General features: G+C 61.6%; 17 protein-coding genes and 1 pseudogene. 11 read left to right on the top strand and 7 right to left on the bottom strand.

The annotated features are described in order from the left end of the window. Positions 1–126 precede the first annotated feature (126 nt). The 8 genes from AC1DZT_RS20535 to AC1DZT_RS20500 all read left to right on the top strand — a co-directional run bounded on the left by AC1DZT_RS20535 (position 127) and on the right by AC1DZT_RS20500 (position 7,348). On the top strand, positions 127–543 hold the full coding sequence (locus AC1DZT_RS20535; RefSeq protein WP_478008512.1) for an organic hydroperoxide resistance protein: 417 nt from the start codon (positions 127–129) through the stop codon (positions 541–543). A 651-nt stretch (positions 544–1,194) separates the two neighbouring features. After that, the gene (locus AC1DZT_RS20530) at positions 1,195–1,467 is read left to right on the top strand and encodes a hypothetical protein (RefSeq protein ID WP_478008511.1); all 273 of its coding nucleotides are present in this window, start codon (positions 1,195–1,197) and stop codon (positions 1,465–1,467) included. A 410-nt stretch (positions 1,468–1,877) separates the two neighbouring features. Then, positions 1,878–2,753, top strand: coding sequence for a 3-hydroxybutyryl-CoA dehydrogenase (locus AC1DZT_RS20525; RefSeq protein WP_478008510.1), 876 nt, complete (start codon positions 1,878–1,880; stop codon positions 2,751–2,753). 58 nt (positions 2,754–2,811) lie between these two features. Continuing rightward, positions 2,812–4,020, top strand: a complete 1,209-nt coding sequence (locus tag AC1DZT_RS20520; protein WP_478008509.1) for an acyl-CoA dehydrogenase — start codon at positions 2,812–2,814, stop codon at positions 4,018–4,020. A 13-nt stretch (positions 4,021–4,033) separates the two neighbouring features. Beyond that, on the top strand, positions 4,034–4,795 hold the full coding sequence (locus tag AC1DZT_RS20515) for an electron transfer flavoprotein subunit beta/FixA family protein (protein WP_478008508.1): 762 nt from the start codon (positions 4,034–4,036) through the stop codon (positions 4,793–4,795). Continuing rightward, positions 4,795–5,721 carry an electron transfer flavoprotein subunit alpha/FixB family protein gene (locus AC1DZT_RS20510; RefSeq protein ID WP_478008507.1) on the top strand — a complete coding sequence of 309 codons (927 nt, stop codon included), beginning with the start codon at positions 4,795–4,797 and terminating at the stop codon, positions 5,719–5,721. Before AC1DZT_RS20515 ends, AC1DZT_RS20510 begins: the two co-directional genes overlap by 1 nt. Before the next feature lie 317 nt (positions 5,722–6,038). After that, a complete protein-coding gene (locus AC1DZT_RS20505; RefSeq protein WP_478008506.1) occupies positions 6,039–6,692 on the top strand; it encodes a CoA transferase subunit A in 654 nt (217 codons plus the stop codon). Between the two features lie 2 nt (positions 6,693–6,694). Next, positions 6,695–7,348 carry a 3-oxoacid CoA-transferase subunit B gene (locus AC1DZT_RS20500; protein WP_478008586.1) on the top strand — a complete coding sequence of 218 codons (654 nt, stop codon included), beginning with the start codon at positions 6,695–6,697 and terminating at the stop codon, positions 7,346–7,348. A 179-nt stretch (positions 7,349–7,527) separates the two neighbouring features. Here AC1DZT_RS20500 and AC1DZT_RS20495 read toward each other — a convergent pair whose 3' ends face one another. Continuing rightward, positions 7,528–10,638 (bottom strand): efflux RND transporter permease subunit, encoded by a 3,111-nt coding sequence (locus tag AC1DZT_RS20495; RefSeq protein WP_478008505.1) that lies wholly within the window; start codon positions 10,636–10,638, stop codon positions 7,528–7,530. A 2-nt stretch (positions 10,639–10,640) separates the two neighbouring features. After that, positions 10,641–11,756, bottom strand: a complete 1,116-nt coding sequence (locus AC1DZT_RS20490) for an efflux RND transporter periplasmic adaptor subunit (RefSeq protein ID WP_478008504.1) — start codon at positions 11,754–11,756, stop codon at positions 10,641–10,643. Between the two features lie 82 nt (positions 11,757–11,838). On the opposite strand from AC1DZT_RS20490, the gene AC1DZT_RS20485 reads away from it, so the two are divergent. Both AC1DZT_RS20485 and AC1DZT_RS20480 read left to right on the top strand, forming a co-directional pair. Then, on the top strand, positions 11,839–12,438 hold the full coding sequence (locus AC1DZT_RS20485) for a TetR/AcrR family transcriptional regulator (protein ID WP_478008503.1): 600 nt from the start codon (positions 11,839–11,841) through the stop codon (positions 12,436–12,438). A gap of 69 nt (positions 12,439–12,507) precedes the next feature. Further along, on the top strand, positions 12,508–13,029 hold the full coding sequence (locus AC1DZT_RS20480) for a beta-ketoacyl synthase N-terminal-like domain-containing protein (RefSeq protein WP_478008502.1): 522 nt from the start codon (positions 12,508–12,510) through the stop codon (positions 13,027–13,029). Positions 13,030–13,383: 354 nt separating this feature from the next. Here AC1DZT_RS20480 and AC1DZT_RS20475 read toward each other — a convergent pair whose 3' ends face one another. The 5 genes from AC1DZT_RS20475 to AC1DZT_RS20455 all read right to left on the bottom strand — a co-directional run bounded on the left by AC1DZT_RS20475 (position 13,384) and on the right by AC1DZT_RS20455 (position 18,093). Beyond that, positions 13,384–15,561, bottom strand: a complete 2,178-nt coding sequence (locus AC1DZT_RS20475; RefSeq protein ID WP_478008501.1) for a xanthine dehydrogenase family protein molybdopterin-binding subunit — start codon at positions 15,559–15,561, stop codon at positions 13,384–13,386. 3 nt (positions 15,562–15,564) lie between these two features. Next, positions 15,565–16,035 (bottom strand): (2Fe-2S)-binding protein, encoded by a 471-nt coding sequence (locus AC1DZT_RS20470; protein WP_478008500.1) that lies wholly within the window; start codon positions 16,033–16,035, stop codon positions 15,565–15,567. 348 nt (positions 16,036–16,383) lie between these two features. Then, a complete protein-coding gene (locus AC1DZT_RS20465; protein ID WP_478008499.1) occupies positions 16,384–17,136 on the bottom strand; it encodes an SDR family oxidoreductase in 753 nt (250 codons plus the stop codon). 37 nt (positions 17,137–17,173) lie between these two features. After that, positions 17,174–17,473 (bottom strand): DUF1330 domain-containing protein, encoded by a 300-nt coding sequence (locus AC1DZT_RS20460; protein WP_478008498.1) that lies wholly within the window; start codon positions 17,471–17,473, stop codon positions 17,174–17,176. Between the two features lie 26 nt (positions 17,474–17,499). Beyond that, positions 17,500–18,093, bottom strand: a complete 594-nt coding sequence (locus AC1DZT_RS20455) for an NAD(P)H-dependent oxidoreductase (protein ID WP_478008497.1) — start codon at positions 18,091–18,093, stop codon at positions 17,500–17,502. A gap of 48 nt (positions 18,094–18,141) precedes the next feature. Between AC1DZT_RS20455 and AC1DZT_RS20450 the strand changes: the two are divergent. Continuing rightward, positions 18,142–18,611, top strand: a pseudogene (locus AC1DZT_RS20450) (IS5 family transposase); the annotation flags it as partial. Positions 18,612–18,860: the final 249 nt, after the last annotated feature.

Here is an 18,860-nt window from a genome sequence, read left to right as displayed (position 1 = left end):
CGGTATGCGCCGGCAGAGTTTATGCCCGACCTCCCCCGTGCCGCATTGATCTTCGCGGCTTTAGGCAAAACGGACGAGCCTTGGGCCGCATCCGCAAAAGTGATCATAGAATCAAGGAGCAAGACCATGACTGACACCAGCCCCGTTATCTACACGGCTATGACGCATACCGTAGGCGGCCGCGAAGGCTCAGCCCGTAGTTCTGACGGGCGGCTTGATGTGAAACTTTCCAAACCCGGCAGCACCGGCGCAGGCACCAATCCGGAACAGCTGTTCGCAGCGGGGTGGTCAGCCTGCTTCGAAGGCGCCCTTGGCCTGGCCGCGCGCAAGATGAAAGTGGCTTTGCCTGTTGATATGGCCATCGATGCCGAGGTTGATCTGTGTGGCGTAAGCGGCGAATACTTCCTTCAGGCACGTCTCAAGATCAGCCTCCCCGGCCTCGACCATGATGTGGCAACACAACTGGCCGAACTTGCAGATCAAACCTGCCCCTATTCCAAGGCGGTGCGAGGCAATATCAAGGTCTCGCTCGCGGTCGCCTGAGTGTTCAGTCCCAGAGACATGAAACTTATCAAAGCACCATCCTTGGCGGACCAATTTCTGGCGACGCCGGATTCGACCGCTCGATCGCAACTGATCGGCCGGACCCGGCATTTGACTCGCCTATTGTCGGGCTGATGCCCTTCGCAGGCAGGTCGAAATTACCTGCACCGGCCAGGCACCCATCGCGGAAGAATGCGCTGCACTCATCCGCGAACTCTGCTCGAGCGAGGCTAAAATCAGCGGCAGTGATGCGGCCGCCTGGTTTGCGCCACGGGCCTACCCACGTCTGCAAGCGTTTTAGATAAGGTGACGCGGGGTGATCTCGGGGCAGGGTCCCGCAATGGTATCGCCAGTAATGGAGCGTTCGACCCGGCACACCAGTGCCCGACACCGTCCGCGCTGCGCACTATGCGCCGCCCGAAGGCAGCAGCGGCCGAATATCCGATCTTGAGAGTCGACCGCGCAGGACATGGCCGGATGCTGCCGTCTGATTAACTTGAGGGGTCCTGCCGCTTTCGCCGCCACCCTCCCTTGCGGTCATCGTGACCACAGGTTCAGCACTGGCCATTCTGGTCTTCCTTCCGGTCACGCTTCGTCAACCTCAAGCAGAATTGAGCGGTTCTGACGTACCGAGATTGCTAGGAGAGTAGAATGCGACGGATTGTTGTGACCAGCATGGAGGCCATCACATCCTTTGCTGGAAATGTCGAGATGCCTTGGTCGCATCTGTTGGCCGGCCGCTCAGGGCTCCGCAGGCTTGCGGATGAGGTGGGGGGATTTTCCGGCGAAGGTCACCAATCAGGACCGGCCGGCGGCGGTGAATTACGCGATATGCAACGGCTTGGGTCCGGCGGCATCAACGCGAGCGGGTCGTTCCGGCACTGGCGAGATCCAGACGGCGGCGCCCAAGGCAACCCTAGCTGAACCGCCGGTGTCAGACGTCAGGCCTTTCGCAAGCCCATCAAACCAAAGAGGGAAATGACTTCCATGATCAAATCCAACCTTGGTGACACGCACATCTTCCGGCATCGAGCGCGCGACGGCCCAGTCCCCGCGCTTTACTGGTTTGACCTCGACCAACCGAGTCCAAAGCAGAATTAACCTGCCCTCCACCGATCATGGACATCCGCTTCAGTCGTTTATACCGCAAATGTCGCGCGGATTGTGCAAGGGTGTTGTGCGCGCGATGCCCGGATTTCCGGGGATTTGGTATTTTGAGCAGAGATCATCTGACCTTATACCAACCTCGGACCAGATAACGTCCCGGAACTTTTCGCAAACTGCGACGCCTCAAGTCGAATGCTCCGGACTGGTCAGTGAGGAGGGGACCGGCGATGAACATTCACAAGGTGAGTGTGATCGGGGCAGGACAGATGGGCAACGGTATTGCTCACGCGTTCGCCCTTGCACACTACGATATCGTGCTGCACGACATCAACCCCGAAGGCCTTGAAAAGGCCGTTAAGACCATTGGCCAAAACCTTGACCGACAGGTCGCGCGCGGGAAAGTAACGGCGGATGAGCGAGCGGCCGCACTTGCCCGCATTCACACCTCCTTGGATATCAGCGAAGCGGGTGCAACTGACCTCGTGGTGGAAGCCGCAACCGAGCGCGAAGATCTCAAGAATGGCATTTTTGCCAACCTGCAACCGCACCTGCTTCCGCATACGATCCTGACCTCCAATACCTCATCCATTTCCATCACACGCCTGGCGAGCCGCACCGACCGGCCAGAACGATTCATGGGACTGCATTTCATGAATCCCGTGCCTGTGATGCAATTGGTCGAGCTGATCCGCGGCATCGCCACCGACCAAGATACCTGGGACACTTTGCACGAGGTGGTGCGCACTCTCGGCAAAACTGCGGCCAGCGCCGAGGATTTTCCGGCCTTCATCGTCAACCGTGTGCTGATGCCAATGATCAACGAGGCAGTGTACACGCTTTATGAAGGCGTGGGAAATGTCAGGTCGATCGACATGTCGCTGAAGCTCGGCGCCAATCACCCAATGGGCCCGCTGGAATTGGCTGATTTCATTGGGCTCGACACTTGCCTAGCGATCATGAACGTCCTGCACGACGGGCTGGCCGACACGAAGTACCGCCCCTGTCCGCTTTTGGTGAAATATGTCGAGGCTGGCTGGCATGGCCGCAAGTCTGGGCGCGGCTTTTATGACTATCGTGGCGAGACGCCCGTCCCGACACGCTGAGAGCCGTCCAGGCTAGGCCCGCACATCCGCACCCTTTAATCCTCTGAGAGGCATGACCATGGCACTGAAACCGAAAGATGCACCCGAGCTGGGCCTGTTTGATTGGCAAGATCCGTTCCGCTTGGACGACCAGCTTTCCGAAGATGAACGCATGATACGCGACGCAGCCCGCGCCTATGCGCGAGAAAAGCTGCAACCCCGCATCATCACCGCCTATCGTGACGAATCCACCGACCCCGCCATTTTTCGCGAAATGGGTGAAATGGGTCTGCTCGGCGTCACCATTCCCGAAGAATACGGCGGGCTCGGCGGCTCCTACGTTGCCTACGGCCTTGTCGCGCGGGAAGTGGAGCGCGTGGATTCCGGCTATCGGTCCATGATGTCGGTGCAATCCAGCCTGGTGATGTATCCGATCTATGCCTACGGGACTGAGGCGCAGCGCCTCAAATATCTGCCCAAACTCGCCTCGGGGGAATTGATCGGCTGCTTCGGCCTGACCGAACCTGATGCAGGGTCTGATCCGGCAGGCATGAGGACCGTCGCCAAGAAGACCTCGAATGGCTACGTGTTGAACGGCGCGAAGATGTGGATTTCCAACGCACCGATTGCCGATGTCTTTGTAGTCTGGGCGAAATCCGAGGCTCATGGTGGAAAGATCAAGGGCTTCGTGTTGGACAAGGGCACGAAGGGTCTCACGGCGCCGAAGATCGGCGGCAAGCTGTCTCTGCGGGCATCGATCACCGGGGAAATCGTTCTGAAGGATGTTGAGGTCGGCGAGGAGGCTCTGCTGCCGAATGTCGAAGGGTTGAAAGGCCCGTTCGGTTGTCTGAACCGTGCGCGCTATGGCATTGCCTGGGGCGTGATGGGGGCGGCGGAGTTCTGCATGGCGGCCGCGCGTCAGTACGGGCTTGAGCGCAAACAATTCAACAAACCCTTAGCGGGGACGCAGCTTCATCAACTGAAACTGGCGAACATGTTGACGGAAATCAGCCTGGGGCTGCAAGCCAGTCTGCGCGTCGGCCGTCTGATGGATGAGGCAAATGCTGCGCCGGAAATGATTTCGCTTATCAAGCGCAACAACTGCGGCAAAGCGCTGGACGCCGCACGCGTCGCCCGCGACATGCACGGCGGCAACGGCATCCAGGAAGACTACCAGATCATGCGCCACATGGTGAACCTTGAAACGGTCAACACCTATGAAGGCACCCATGACATCCACGCTTTGATCCTGGGGCGCGCTGTGACCGGGCTACAGGCGTTTTACTGAAAGAGGTGATGCGATGAAGGTTCTAGTGCCTGTCAAACGTGTGATCGACTACAACGTGAAGGTTCGCGTCAAGGCGGACGGGTCCGGTGTCGATCTTGCGAATGTGAAGATGTCGATGAACCCCTTCGACGAGATCGCCGTCGAGGAAGCTATCCGCCTGAAGGAAAAGGGGATTGCGACCGAAGTCATCGTGGTGTCGATCGGCGTGAAACAGGCGCAGGAGACTTTGCGGACCGCGCTGGCCATGGGCGCCGACCGGGCCATCCTGATCGAGGCCACCACCGACGTGCAGACCGATATCGAACCGCTCGCCGTGGCCAAGCTTCTGGCCGCTGTCGTGGCGGCAGAGGCGCCGGGTCTGGTGCTTTGCGGCAAGCAAGCCATTGATAATGATATGAATGCGACGGGGCAGATGCTCTCGGCCCTGCTGGGCTGGGCGCAGGGCACCTTCATTTCGGAACTGGCGATTGCGGACGGCAAGGCCACCGTGACGCGTGAAGTCGATGGCGGCTTGCAGACCATCGCCGTGACCCTTCCGGCGGTGCTGACCGTTGACCTCCGCCTGAACGAGCCGCGCTATGCCAGCCTGCCCAACATCATGAAAGCCAAGGCAAAACCGCTGGCTTTGAAGACGCCCGCCGACTTCGGTGTGGACGTGTCGCCGCGTCTGACCGTGCTGAAAACCGTCGAACCGGCGGGCCGCAAGGCCGGCGTCAAGGTCGGCTCGGTGGACGAGCTGATCGCCAAACTCAAAGACGAAGCGGGGGTGCTCTGATGGCCGTTCTTCTGATTGCCGATGTGAATGACGGCCACCTTGCGACCGACGCCGTGGCCAAGACCCTGGCGGCCGTGACCGCCCTGGGCGAGGTCCATGTGCTGGTGGCCGGCACGGGTGGCGATGCGGCGGCGGCCGAGGCCGCGACCCTGCAAGGCGTCGCCAAGGTGCTCTTTGCCGAGGATCACGCCTATTGCCACGGCATGGCTGAAGCGACCGCCGCTCTGGTGGTGGGGCTGGCCTCAGGCTACAGCCATATCTGTGGCGCCTCGACCGCGGCCAACAAGAATGTGCTGCCCCGCGTGGCGGCTTTGCTGGACGTGATGGTGCTGTCGGATGTGACCGCCGTGATCGACGCCGACACCTTCGAGCGCCCGATCTATGCCGGCAACGCCGTGCAGACGGTCAAATCCTCGGATGCGACCAAGGTCTTCACCGTGCGCACCGCGGGCTTTACCGCGGTCGGCACCGGCAATGCGGCTTCGGTCGAGAAAATCGGCGGCCCGGGCGCCAATGCGCTGTCGGCCTGGGTCGAGGACCGTGTGGCGACCTCGGACCGGCCCGAGCTGACCTCTGCCGGCATCGTGGTCTCGGGCGGGCGTGGCGTCGGCTCGAAGGAATCCTTCGACCTGATCGAAAAGCTGGCCGACAAGCTGAACGGCGCTGTTGGCGCCTCCCGTGCCGCCGTGGACTCCGGCTATGCGCCGAACGACTGGCAGGTCGGCCAGACCGGCAAGGTCGTGGCGCCGAACCTTTACGTCGCGGTCGGCATCTCGGGTGCGATCCAGCACCTCGCCGGCATGAAGGACAGCAAGGTCATCGTCGCGATCAACAAGGACGACGAAGCGCCGATCTTCCAGGTTGCCGATTATGGCCTGGTCGCCGACCTTTTCACCGCCGTGCCGGAACTGATCGCAAAGCTGTGAGGGCATAGCAATTCTTTGCAGGTCCAGCGAAGGCGATTTCCCGAGCGTTCGTCTATCGACAGAAGCATCCGGCTGACCGACACAAGGACGAAAAATCTTGACGGGTCGGCCAACACGCCATGTTCTGTACAATTTGCGGCGTGGCCGGTTGCTGGGTTGGACCACCTGCGGAGGCGTCGGTGCCAAGTTCGGCAACGCGGTCGTTCGGGCCGGCTTCCGGCAAAGGCGTTTCAGCTTGCTGCCCTCAGCGTCGAGGGGGTTCATGGTGAGGAAGCGGCACCTCGCAGTCCAATTAACGTGCTCCAGGAGGCAAAAGCATGAAGACGGCTATTCGGGCGGACGCGGCAGCGGCCCTGATCCACGACGGCGCAACGGTCCTGATCGGCGGCTTCATGGCGGTCGGCTCGCCGCATCGCATGATCGATGCTTTGATCCGCCGCGGCGCGCGCGACTTGACCATCGTTGCCAACGATTCGGGGATGCCGGGCAAGGGTATCGGCAAACTGATCTCGGCAGGCGCAGTGCGGCGCCTAGTCGCCTCTCACATCGGTCTGAATCCCGAGACCCAGGCACGGATGATGTCCGGCGAGATCGAGGTGGAACTCGTGCCGCAGGGAACCCTCGTCGAGCGAATTCGCGCCGGCGGATATGGACTTGGTGGGGTCCTGACCGCGACCGGGCTCGGCACGCCGGTCGAGGAGGGCAAGCAAATTGTGATGGTTGATGGCAAGCCCTTCCTGCTGGAAAAGCCGATCCGCGGCGACTTTGCCATCATCGCCGCGCGGCAGGCCGATTATCTCGGCAACCTTCTGTATTCGCTTACCGCCCATAACTTCAATCCGATCATGGCGTTCGCCGCGGAAACCGTCATAGCCGAACCTGACCTGATCGTGCCTGTCGGTGTCATCCCTCCGGACCAGGTCAAAACACCGGGCATTCTCGTTGATCATTTGCTGGAGCGCGCGATATGATAATCGATCCCAAGGAAGTCATCGCCCGGCGCGTGACGCAGGAAATTCGACCGGGCATGCTTGTCAATCTGGGCATCGGCCTGCCCAGCCTCGTGGCAAAATATCTCCCACGCGAGTCGGGTGTATTCTTTCAGGCAGAGAATGGGATGATTGGCCTCGGGGCACGCCCACCGGAGGGGATGGAGGACTCCTCCCTCACCGATGCTGGTGGCGGGTTTGTTACCGCAGTTCCCGGCGCGGCCACCTTGGACAGCGCCATGAGCTTCGGAATAATCCGGGGCGGCCACCTCGACTTAACCGTACTTGGCGGATTGCAGGTCGACGAGCGCGGCATCCTTGCGAACTGGATGGTGCCGGGACGCATGGTCCCGGGTATGGGTGGTGCCATGGACCTAGTTGCAGGAGCGCGTCGCGTGATCGTGGCAATGGTGCATTCGGCGAAAGGCGAGGCAAAGATCGTGCCAAGGTGCACTCTTCCACCAACCGCTACCCGGAGAGTCAGCCTGATCGTCACGGAACTTGCCGTGATCGAGCCGACGGATGCGGGCCTCGTATTGCGCGAACGCGGTCCCGGCGTTTCGATTGCTACGATCAGATCTCAAACGACAGCCCGGCTGATTATCGAAGGCGACATCCCTGAAATGGCGATTGTCTAGTCAGAGGTGGCGCGAGACAGGGGGCCGAATGCCGAAGAGCGCCGTATCTCTTCGGCAGGGAGCGTCTGGACTTCAACGCTGACCCTTCTGAAAACGAAGGGAATATTGGCCGCGTGAACTCGAAAGGCGCAGTTGTGGCAACGCGGGGTGAAGCCTCTGCCGAGCTTTGGCAAAGGGCGTCATTCCGCGGCCAGTCGGGTGGGAATTTCCGGGTCTGCTGCCACAGCCGGATCGGCCTCGTGCGCCGCGGGCTTGATGCGGAACCACGCGGTATAGAGTGCCGGCAGGAACAGCAGGATCAGCACCGTGCCCGCCGCCGTGCCGCCGATCAGCGTATAGGCCATCGAGCCCCAGAACACCGAATGGGTGAGCGGAATGAAGGCCAGCACGGCGGCGAGGGCGGTCAGGACCACGGGCCTTGTGCGCTGAACCGTGGCCTCGATCACGGCGTTATAGGGATCAAGGCCAGCGGCACGGTTCTCCTTGATCTGTTCGGTCAGGATCAGCGTGTTGCGCATCAGGATGCCGGCCAGCCCGATCAGGCCCAGAATGGCGTTGAAGCCGAAGGACTGGTTGAAGGCCAGAAGCATCGGCACCACACCGACGAGGCCCAGCGGTGCGGTCAGCACGACCATCATCATCGTCGAGAAAGAGCGCACCTGCAGCATGATGACGATCAGCATGGCGGCGATCATGGTCGGAAAGACCTTGCCCAGAGCGGTATTTGCCTTGGCGGCCTCTTCGATCGAGCCGCCCATTTCGATGCGATATCCTTCCGGAAGGGCTGCGATCAGCGGGGCAAGCGCCTGCATGACCTCTTTGGAAACCTCGGGCGGTTGGGTCGCCTCGTTGATGTCCGAGCGGATCGTGATCACGGGGGTCCGGTCGCGGCGCTTCAGGATCGGCTCTTCCATCTGGATCTCGGCATGGCCGATCTGGTCAAGCGGGATCGCATGGCCGTCCCGGCTCATCAGCGAGAAGTCGGCGAGATGCGCCGGGTCCAACCGCGCGTCACCCGCGCTGCGGGCCACGACCGGGACATTGCGGATATCCTCGCGGACCTGGGTCACCGGAATGCCGCTGAGCAGGAATTGCAACTGCTGGCTCACCTCGGCGGGTGACAGGCCGATCAGGTTCAGCCGGTCCTGATCCGGCACGAAGCGCAGCACCGGCACGCGGTCACCCCAATCGCGATTGGCCTGCCGCACGTCGCGCACCTTGCGCATGATATCAAGCGCGTACTCCGAGATGTCGTAGAGCTTTTCAGGGTCGGGGCCCATGACACGGAACTCTACCGGGAAGGGGGTGTAGGGGCCGAAGACCAGCTGGGTGATGCGGACATAGGCCTGAGGCGCAATCCCTTGGGCAATCACGTCGCGCAACCGTGCCTTCAGGGCATCGCGCGCCTCGGCGTCCGGGGTCCGCACGACGATCTTGGCGAAAGCGGGATCCGGCAGTTCCGGCGCCATGGCGAAGAAGAAGCGCGGGGCACCCTGGCCGACATAGCTGGTGACGATCTCGGCCTCGGGCTGTTTGGCCAGCCAGTCTTCCAGCGTCTTCACGGTGGCGGTTGTCGTCTCGATGCTGGTGCCTTCGGGCTCGCGCACCTCCACCAGAACTTCGGGGCGGTCGGAGGTCGGGAAGAACTGTTGTTTGACGCCGCCCATGCCGACGACAGCCAAGGCAAAGGTGAGGCCGACCACCGCGCAGGTCACGAATTTGTGGCGCACGGCAAAGGTGATGAGCCGCCGCAGGCGCCGGTAATTCGGCGTGTCATAGATCGCATGGTGCCCGCCCGCGACCGGTTTGATGTCGGGCAGCATCTTCACACCCAGATAGGGCGTGAAGATCACCGCGACGAGCCAGGAGACGACAAGCGCAAAGCCCACGACCCAGAAGATATTGCCGGCATATTCCCCGGCGGCGGAGCGGGCAAAGCCCACCGGCAGAAAGCCCGCGATGGTCACCAGCGTGCCCGACAGCATGGGTGCCGCGGTGTGGCTCCACGCATAGGCGGCGGCCTTGATGCGGTCCATGCCCTCTTCCATCTTCACCACCATGACCTCGATGGCGATGATGGCGTCATCCACCAGCAGACCCAGGGCGAGGATGAGCGCGCCCAGCGTGATCCGATCAAAGAAGCGGCCAGTTTCCAGCATGATGAGAAAGACGACGGCAAGGGTCAGCGGCACGGCGGCGGCGACGACGATGCCAACGCGCCAGCCCATGCTGATCAGGCTGATCAGCAACACCACGCTCAGCGCCATCGCGAACTTCAGCATGAACTCGTCCACTGCCGAGGTGATGTTGACGGCCTGGTCGGAGACCTTGTCCAGCGTCATGCCCAGGGGCAGGGTCTTGGCAATGGCTGCCGTCTTGTCCTCCAGTGCGGCGCCAAGCGCGCGGCCATCCCAGCCTGCCTGCATGACGGCGGCAAGCATGAGGGTGGGCTGGCCCTGACGGCGGATCAGATAGGTGGGCGGGTCTTCGTAGCCGCGTTTCACCTCGGCGATATCGGACAGTTTCAGGGTCTTGCCCCCGGCGGCAATCGGCGTATCGGCGATTGCCTGAATATCTGCATAAGCGCCATCAACCCGAATGAAGACCCGTGGCCCCTCGGTGTCGATCGAGCCGGCCGGAGTCAGGGTGTTCTGCCGTTGCAGGGCCGCGACGATGTCTTGCGGCGACAGGCCGAGGGTGGCCAGCATGGCAAAGGAGAATTCGACGAAGATCTGCTCGGGGCGCTCGCCCAGGATGTTGATCTTCTTGACGCCGGGCACATGCAGCAGGTCCTGGCGGATCACCTCGGCCTGGCGCGCCAGATCGCGCATCGGCATGCCTTCGGCGCGCAGCGCGTAAAGCGCGAAGCTGACGTCGGAATATTCGTCGTTGACGAAGGGGCCATAGACGCCAGAGGGCAGGTTGCGGGTCTCATCCCCCATCTTCTTGCGGGCCTGATAGAACTCTTCCTGCACGGCCGAGGGCGGCGTGGCGTCCTTCAGCGTCAGTGTCAGATAAGCATAGCCCGGTCGCGTGGTCGTCTCGACCCGGTCGTACCAGGTCAGTTCCTGAAGCCGCTTTTCCAGCGGTTCGGCGACCAGATCCTGCATCTCGCGCGCGGTGGCGCCGGGCCAGACGGTGGTGACCGTCATGGTCTTGATGGTGAAATTCGGATCCTCGGCCCGACCGAGGCTGAGGAAGGCATAGGCCCCGGCTGCGACCAGCAGCAGAATGAAGAACAGGGTGACGGCGCGTTCGCGCACCGCAAGCGCGGAAAGATTGAAGGCCATGGTCAGTTGCCCTTGCTTTCCGGCGCAGGACGGACCTGCGCGCCTTCCTGCAGAAGATGCGCCCCAAGCGACACCACGGCGACGCCAGAGTTCAGCCCGGCGATCACCGCGGTTTCGCTGGTCAGGCGCACAAGCTGAACCGGCTGAAAATGGACCGAGGAGGTGTCCCTGTCCAACACCCAGACCCCGGTCTCGATGCCGTCATCCAGCAGGGCACCCAGCGGCACCTGGACTTCTGGCCGAGTCTCCAGGCTTGCGATCTTGAGGGTTACCGTCGCACCCAAAGGGGCGGAGGCCGCCGGGCCATCCAGCACATAGCGGGCCTCGTAGGTCCGGGTCTGGGCATCGGCGGCGTTCGACAACTGCCGCAGATGTGCGACATAAAGCTGGCCACCATCGCCATAAAGGCTGACCTGGGCCACCGATCCCAGTTCTGGCCGGATGGTTTCCGGCAGGGCGACCACCGCTTCGCGCGGACCGGCCTGCGCGATGCGGACCACGGTCTGACCGGCGGCCACGACCTGACCCGGTTCACCAAGGGTTTCGACCACGATGCCATCGGCATCGGCCAGCAGAACCGCATAGGCCGCCTCGTTGTCGGCCACCTGGGCATCGGCCTGCGCCGCGGCGCGTTGTGCCATGGCGGTATCCAGCGCGGCTTTCGCCTGTTCATAGCGCTGCCTTGTCAGCCATCCGTCCTTCAGCAGGGCCGCGAATCTCTTTTCATCGGCGGAAGTCTGGTCCACCGCCGCCTGCGCCGCCGCAATGGCGTTGCGCTTGGCCGCCAAGGCAAGGCGCAGGTCGGTGTCGTCGATCCGCATCAGCGGCTGACCCTTCCGGACCTGCTGACCGACGTCGACAAGCCGTTCGATGATCTTGCCGGGAACGCGAAATCCAAGCGCGCTTTGCACTTTCGCCCCGATACTGCCGGTAAAACTGCGGTCCGAACCCGTCACCGGCATGGCCTTTGCCAGTTTCACGATCGGCGGCTCCAACCGAGGATCGGTGGCAGCCTCGGCCGCGCCCGGATGAGTCGAATGGGGCAGCATGACGAAAGCAGCCGCCGCCACGCCAACGATCAGGACGCCCCCAAGTACGATAGCGGTTCTCTTCTTCACGATTGTCGCCCCATTCAAAATAGATTGCGTCCGAACTCTATATGCCTTATAGATTACGAATGCAATCTAAAAGGAGACCGCGATGCGCGTCAGCCGCACTCAGGCAGAGAAGAACCGGCAGAACGTGATTGATGTCGCGAGCCGTCAGTTCCGACAGCATGGCTTTGACGGCATTGGCCTGAAGGATCTGATGGAGGCGGCAGGGATGACCCAGGGTGCCTTCTACAAGCAGTTCACCTCGAAGGAGGATCTGGCCGCACAAGCCTCCGGACGCGCCTTGGAAAGCGCCATTCAACGCTGGACAGACGCCGCCGCCAGGGACCCGCAAAACCCGCTGGCGGCGGTTGTCGACTTTTACCTCAGCGCAGAGCACCGTGCCGAACGGATGGACGGTTGCCCGGTTGTGGCCCTTGGTTCGGATGCCGCACGGCAGGGCGAGGTTGTGAAGGCCTCCTTCGAGACCGGCATCAGGAAGTACCTCGATCTGGTTAGCGGCTGGCTTGGCAATGCGGACGAAAACTCCCGGCGCCAAGCCATGGCCGCCCTCTCGACCATGGTCGGCGCGGTTGTCCTGTCGCGGGCCGTCAACGACGAGGCGCTTTCCAAACAGCTTCTGGAGGCCGCTGCCGAAAGCGTGTTGGGGGAGGCCGCCATGCCTGCAAGGCAAGGAGCGGGCCAATGACGGTGGCACCACTGGCCGCACCTGAGCCGCGCCAGCCGGCGCGACCCTCCCCGATTGACAGGTGAACAGATGCGCCAAATTGTTATCACCGGCATGGGGGCTGTCACGCCCCTCGGTTCGGGCGTAACGCCGTCCTGGACGCGCCTTCTGGCCGGTCTTTCCGGCCTCCTCAGATTGCCGGATGCGATGGTCGCAGACCTGGCGGCGAAGGTCGGCGGCGTGGTTCCGACGCTTGCGGAAGAGCCGGACGCCGGTTTCGATCCTGATGCGGTCCTGCCACGGCATTGTTGTACAACTCTGACTTTGGAGGATTCACATAGTGAATCCATGCGGCTAGACGGGCCGCATGAGCAAGCATGCGATTGCGGCGCCGACCAAACTGCAGATGGCGAAGTCGGTGTTGGCCGCGTCAGGAACCGCGAAGTTTGCCTCGCAGATGGGCAACGGGGAGTGAATGGAACCCCACTCCCGTGGTGGAGTGAGCATTTTGGCAATGGCTCGCTTAGCAAAGAACCAGCTTTCGCCTTGATCATAGGTGTTCAGTCCCGGCGTCCGGTAGAGCGGGTTTTGGATGAAACGGTCTGGCTCTGATTTCCAGATTCTGCGGATGTATTCGTGGAGCGTGAGGCAGCTTAGAGTCTTAAGCCTCCGGGCGAAGGAGGCGGCGATGATCTTTTTCCAATGCGTGCAGTTTCCTGAGGAGGTGATCCTCTTCGCCGTCTTCTCTTCATCAAGCCCATCGCGGCTCCGATGTTGGGCTTCAAGGCCTTCCATTTCGCTGCCGCAACCATCTTCGGCATGGTTGGGCTTTCCGCCTTACAACAGTTAGCGAACTTCGCAGAACAATCATGTCCGCAGGATGGTAGCCCTCATGCTAGCGCGAAGTTCGCAAAATAACCGAGAAAATCCCCGCCCGACCTGGGTGCCGGACAGGGAACTTTAAGCTCAAACGAAGGTGACTTCATCCGCCATCGGCAAGGCGGTGATCCGCTTGCCGGTGGCTGCAAAGATCGCATTGGCCAGGGCGGGTGCCGAGGGCGGCACGCCGGGTTCCCCCACACCAGAGGGTGCCGCGTTCGAGGCAACAATATGCACTTCAATCGCGCCGATATCGACCATCCGCAGTGGCTCATAATCCGGGAAGTTCGTTTGATCGACAGCGCCTTCTGTCAGCGTGATCGCATCACGCATGGCGTGACCGATGCCATAGCCGATACCGCCCTCCATCTGCGCCCGGATCATGTCGGGATTGACCGCGATCCCGCAATCGACCGCGCAGGTGACCTTTTCAATCTTGACGCCATCTGTAGCCGAGCCCGAAATCTCAACCACTTCCGCCACATAGCTGCCGAAGGATTTATGCACCGCGACGCCCTGTTTGCGCCCCTCGGCCATGGTGCACCAGCCCGCCTTTTCCGCCGCCAGTTTCAAGACAGCGGCAAACCGCGCCTGCTCGTCACCCTGCGCAAGATAGTCGAGACGGTAGTCGACCGGATCACGGCCTGCCGCGGCAGCCACCATATCCATCATACTTTCCATCACATAGCCGGTATGAGAGTTGCCGACCGAGCGCCACCACAGCACATTGGTGGCCTTGGCAATATCGGTCAGACCGATAGCCATGCCCGGCAAGTTGTAGGGGGTTTCATTCACCCCCTCAACCGAGGTCGAATCGACACCGTCCTTGACCGAGAACCCCTCCAAGAAGGTGCCTTTCATGATGGATTGCGTGGCGATGCGGTGGTCCCAGCCGACGATCTTGCCTGAAGCATCCAGACCCACCCGCACGTGATGCGCGGCGATGGGGCGGTAGTAGCCGTTTTGAATGTCATCCTCGCGCGACCACACCAGCTTTACCGGGCGGCTGCGGTCGGTCATCGCAAAGGCGAGCGCCGCCTCCACCTGATAATCTGCATCGGCATTCGCCCGCCGCCCGAACGAGCCGCCGGCAAACATCGTCACGATCTCGATCTTTTCCATCGGAAGATCAAAGATCTTTGCCATTGCCATATGCGGCACAGTCGGCATCTGACAGCCATCATGCAGCCGAATGCCACCCTCTGCCGTGGCCTCGATGGTACAGGTCATCGGCTCCATCGGCGCATGCGCCAAGAGCGGGAAGTAGAAGCTCTGCTCCACCACCCGCGCCGCGCCGTCGATCAGGGCTGCAATCGCAGTCTGGTCGGCACCGTTCACATTATAGGTCGGCTCGGCGGAAACTGCAGCCATCGCCTCGGCACGGATCGCGTCGGAGCTGCGGCTTTCGGCGGCGGCATTGTCCCATTCGACCTTCAGCGCGTCGCGGGCCTGAAACGCCGCCCAGGTGTTTTCGGCATAGATCGCGACGGCGGCCTTGTTCGGCAAGCTGGCCGCCCGGATAAAGCCCTTGACCGCCTTGGCACCGGTGTCATCAACGTTTGCAACCAGACCGCCGCGGCGCGGCGTGCGGGCCAGAACCACTACCATCTGATTGTCGAGATGCATATCCATCGCGTATTTCGCGCGGCCATCGACTTTGACGGCAGAATCCTTGCGCTTGATCTTGTCACTTCCGATCAGGCGGAAGGCAGCGGGCTCTTTCAGTTTTGGCTCGGCAGGTGGGGTCAACGTCGCGGCCTGCGCCACGAAATCCCCCAGCGGTGCGGTTTTGCCCGCCCCAACAACCTGACCATCGACGATATCCAGCCCCGCCGCATCCACGCCCCAGGTCTGCGCCGCCGCCGCGATCAGCACGGCACGCGCCGCCGCCCCCGCCTTGCGGTATTGCATGAAGGAATTGGCCATCGCGGTGGAACCGCCGGTGCCCTGAACTTGCCCGAAGAACAGGTTATTGTAGATTGCGGGGTCCGAGGGCGCAAAATCATAGTCGATCGCCTCCATGGTGACGCCAAGCTCTTCGGCGATCAGCGTGGTCAGCCCGGTCGACGGACCTTGCCCCATCTCAAAATGCTTGATGATCGCCGTGACCTGACCGTCGGCCCCGATTTTGACAAACGGGTTGAGCATGGCACCTTCGTCAGCGCCCGCCGCAAGGCTGCCGTCCGGACGCAGTCCGATGACCAGCACCGCAGCCCCCGCCAGAGCGGCTTGCAGAAATCCGCGACGTGTTGAGGAAATTGTCATGGCTCAGGCCTCCAGAATTTCGGACGCGCGCACCACGGCAGAGCGGATGCGCTGATAGGTGGCACAACGGCAGGCATTGCCGTTCATCGCCTCTTCAATCTCGGCAATGCTGGGCTTGGGGGTCTGCGCCAGCAACGAGGTCGCCTGCATGATCTGACCCGACTGGCAATAGCCGCATTGCACCACATCGAGCTCGAGCCAGGCCTGTTGCACCGCCTTGCCGACCTTGCCGAGGTGATCAGAAGCCCCCTCGATGGTGGTAACCTCTGCATCGGCCACATCCTCGATGAAGGTCTGGCAGGAGCGCACCGCCGTGCCGTTCACATGCACGGTGCAGGCGCCACAGGCGGCAACACCGCAGCCGAATTTGGTGCCGGTCAGCTTCAGCTCGTCGCGAATGACCCAGAGCAGCGGTGTCCCCGCTTCCGCAGCAACCTCGCGGCTCTCTCCGTTCAGCTTAATTACATACCCCATTGGCGTGCTCTCCTTGGTTGCCAGTTGCCCCGATTTGATGTCGCTCAGACCCGGGATGAATTTACATTCGAATTGCGGAATGGCCCGAATTATACCAGTTCGGCCAGGGCTGCGGCATCGAACCCTTTCAAGGCCGCTTGATCGCCGTGTTCCACCTTTGCCACCCATTGCGGGCCGGTCAGCAACGCCCGGCCCGACACCAAACGCGGCCGCCCCAGTCACCTTCTTGACCCAGCGGTCGTGTCGCAACTAGGCGTACACAATGACGAAACAACTTATCAGGCCCCCACGAAAAAAGCTATTGCTGCCAACCCAGACGTTCCGCGGAGACCTGCGATCCGTTCCGACTTACCAGGGCTGGTTCGCCGGACCGATGGTGAATTCGTTTACTGTCGTATCGGCCGGCAGGTCGAGCGCATAGGCCACAACGTCGGCAATCCGCTCGGGCGCGATCCCGTATTGCTTGTAGAGCGCGCGCATTCCTTCAGAGGTGCCTTCGTCCGTGATCGTCTCGAGCAGCTCGGTGTTGATCGCGGCGGGGTAAATGGTTGCGGTGCGGATGTTGCTGCCCTCCATCGCGGATTCCATCCGCAGGACCTCCATGAAGCTGCGGACAAACCACTTGGTGCCACCGTAGACGGCTGCATTCGGATACGCCTTCAGACCCGCCACCGACGAGGTCGCCAGGATATGTCCAGACTTCTGCGCAAGGAAAGTCGGCATCACTGCGGCGACGCCATTCAGCACGCCATTGATATTCACATCGACCATCCGCTTCCATTCATCGGTCTTGAGAGCCGAAACTGGCGCGCTCGGCATCAGGCCGGCGTTGAGGAAGATGGCGTCGACGCCACCGAAGGTCTCGCGGGCGCGGGCAACAAAGGCCAGGTTGTCCTCTGGGTCGGTCACGTCCAGTTCCTGCCAGATCGCCTGACCGCCCGCCTCGGTGATCGCTTGCGTGATTTCTTTCAGCCGGTCTTCGCGACGCGCGCCGAGGACCACCTTCGCGCCTTTCGAAGCGAGGAGTTTTGCGGTGGCCTCGCCGATGCCCGAGGAGGCACCGGTGATGAGAACGGTTTTGCCTTGGATGTTGTTGGTCATCTTTTCATTTCCTTCTAATGGGTCGGATTGGGGGCGCTCAGGCCTCCAATCCCTCGACGAGGAAACTGCGGTTTTCCGCAGCAGACAGGCGGTGCCCCAGAATCTCGCGGTAGGCTGGCGAGTCGTACCAGGCGCGCGCGGTCTCCATGCTGGCAAAACGCGCCACCAGGATTTTCCCACGGGGGGCCGTGCCTTCCAGTGCATCAATCCGATTGCCATTTACCAGCATTTGCAACGCAAAGGGCGCAACCGTTGCACCGACACGCTCAAGGTAGGGCTTCATCGCCTCCTCGTCCTTGATGTCAATTTCCAGGATGAAATAGGCAGGTTTTGTCACGATGGAACTCCTTTGATACCCAGCATTCAGGCAGCGGCTTGCTGCTTCGTCAGTGCGCGGTAGAGCGCGATCAGCCGATCGGCATGGTTATGCGCGCGGGCCTCGATATTGGCGCGGTCGGCATCGCTGCTGACGCCAGGGATGTACATCATGCCGGCGGACCAGAGCGGTTCCTGCAGATCCAAGCCGCAAAGCGTCGCCGTCTGGCGCAGCGCAGGCAGGAACGCCTCGACGGGGTAGTTCATTGGCCTGCCTTCGGCATAGGCGGCATCGGGGGCTCCAGTGGTGAAGGAAAGGATCAATTGCTTGCCGTGCAGCTTGTCGCCGCCCACCCCATGGGCGAAGCCGAAGACCATGACATCGTCGAGCCATTTTTTCAGCAGTGCGGGCAGCGCGTACCAGTGGAAGGGGAACTGCCAGACGATGATGTCGGCCGCGACCAGAGCCGCCTGCTCGGCTGCGACGTCGATGTTGAACGTGGGATAAAGGCGGTCGAGATAGCGCGTCTCGACGGTGATGCCTGTGTCGCTGACAAGATCCCCGAGAATCGTGCGATTGGCCTGTGAGTGTTCGAGATTGGGGTGGCCAGAGATAACCAGAACTTTAAGGTCAGGACCCATTGATCATCTGCTCGCGGCGTGATTCAGCCTCCGCAAGGAGACTGACCGATGAGCAACCTTTTCTGGCTGACCGAGGCGCAGATGGCGCGGATCGAGCCCTTTTTTCCCAAGAGCCATGGCAAGCCGCGCGTCGATGACCGGCGGGTTTTGAGCGGAATAATATTCATCAATCGCAATGGCTTGCGCTGGCGCGATGCACCCAAGGAATATGGTCCGCCAAAGACGCTCTACAACCGCTGGAAGCGGTGGAGCGACAAGGGGGTCTTCGCCCGAATGATGGACGGGCTGGCCGCCGAGGCCGCCACCCCGAAGACGGTGATGATCGACGCGACCTATCTCAAGGCGCACCGCACGGCGACCAGCCTGCGGTCGAAAAAGGGGGGCCAGGCGACCAAAGGGGCCGTCTGATCGGTCGCACAAAGGGCGGCATGAACACCAAGCTGCATGCCGTTACCGATGCCGATGGCCGCCCGATCCGGTTCTTCATGACTGCAGGTCAGGTCAGCGACTTCTGTGGTTGCCGCCTTTAGTGCAAGAAGGTTCTTACCTTATTGGCCGTGATCGAGTGCGAACTTCTGTCAGGCCTCGTGATGCGGCACTTCCAGAAGCCGCGGGCCGTGATGGTGATCAGCGGATTGGGTCCAAATCTACACATCGAGCTTTCAGCTCGTATCGCTGAACTGGTTTTCTCAATCCGGATCTGTTCGATCATTTTGCCCATTCAGGTCCTCGTCTTCTCACACTCCCCTTGGCACCGTCGCTATCAG

Source organism: Rhodobacter sp. P1_C2 (assembly GCF_056406375.1).
Note: the sequence above shows the minus strand (reverse complement) of the source record. Positions and strands in the feature narration are given on the sequence as shown.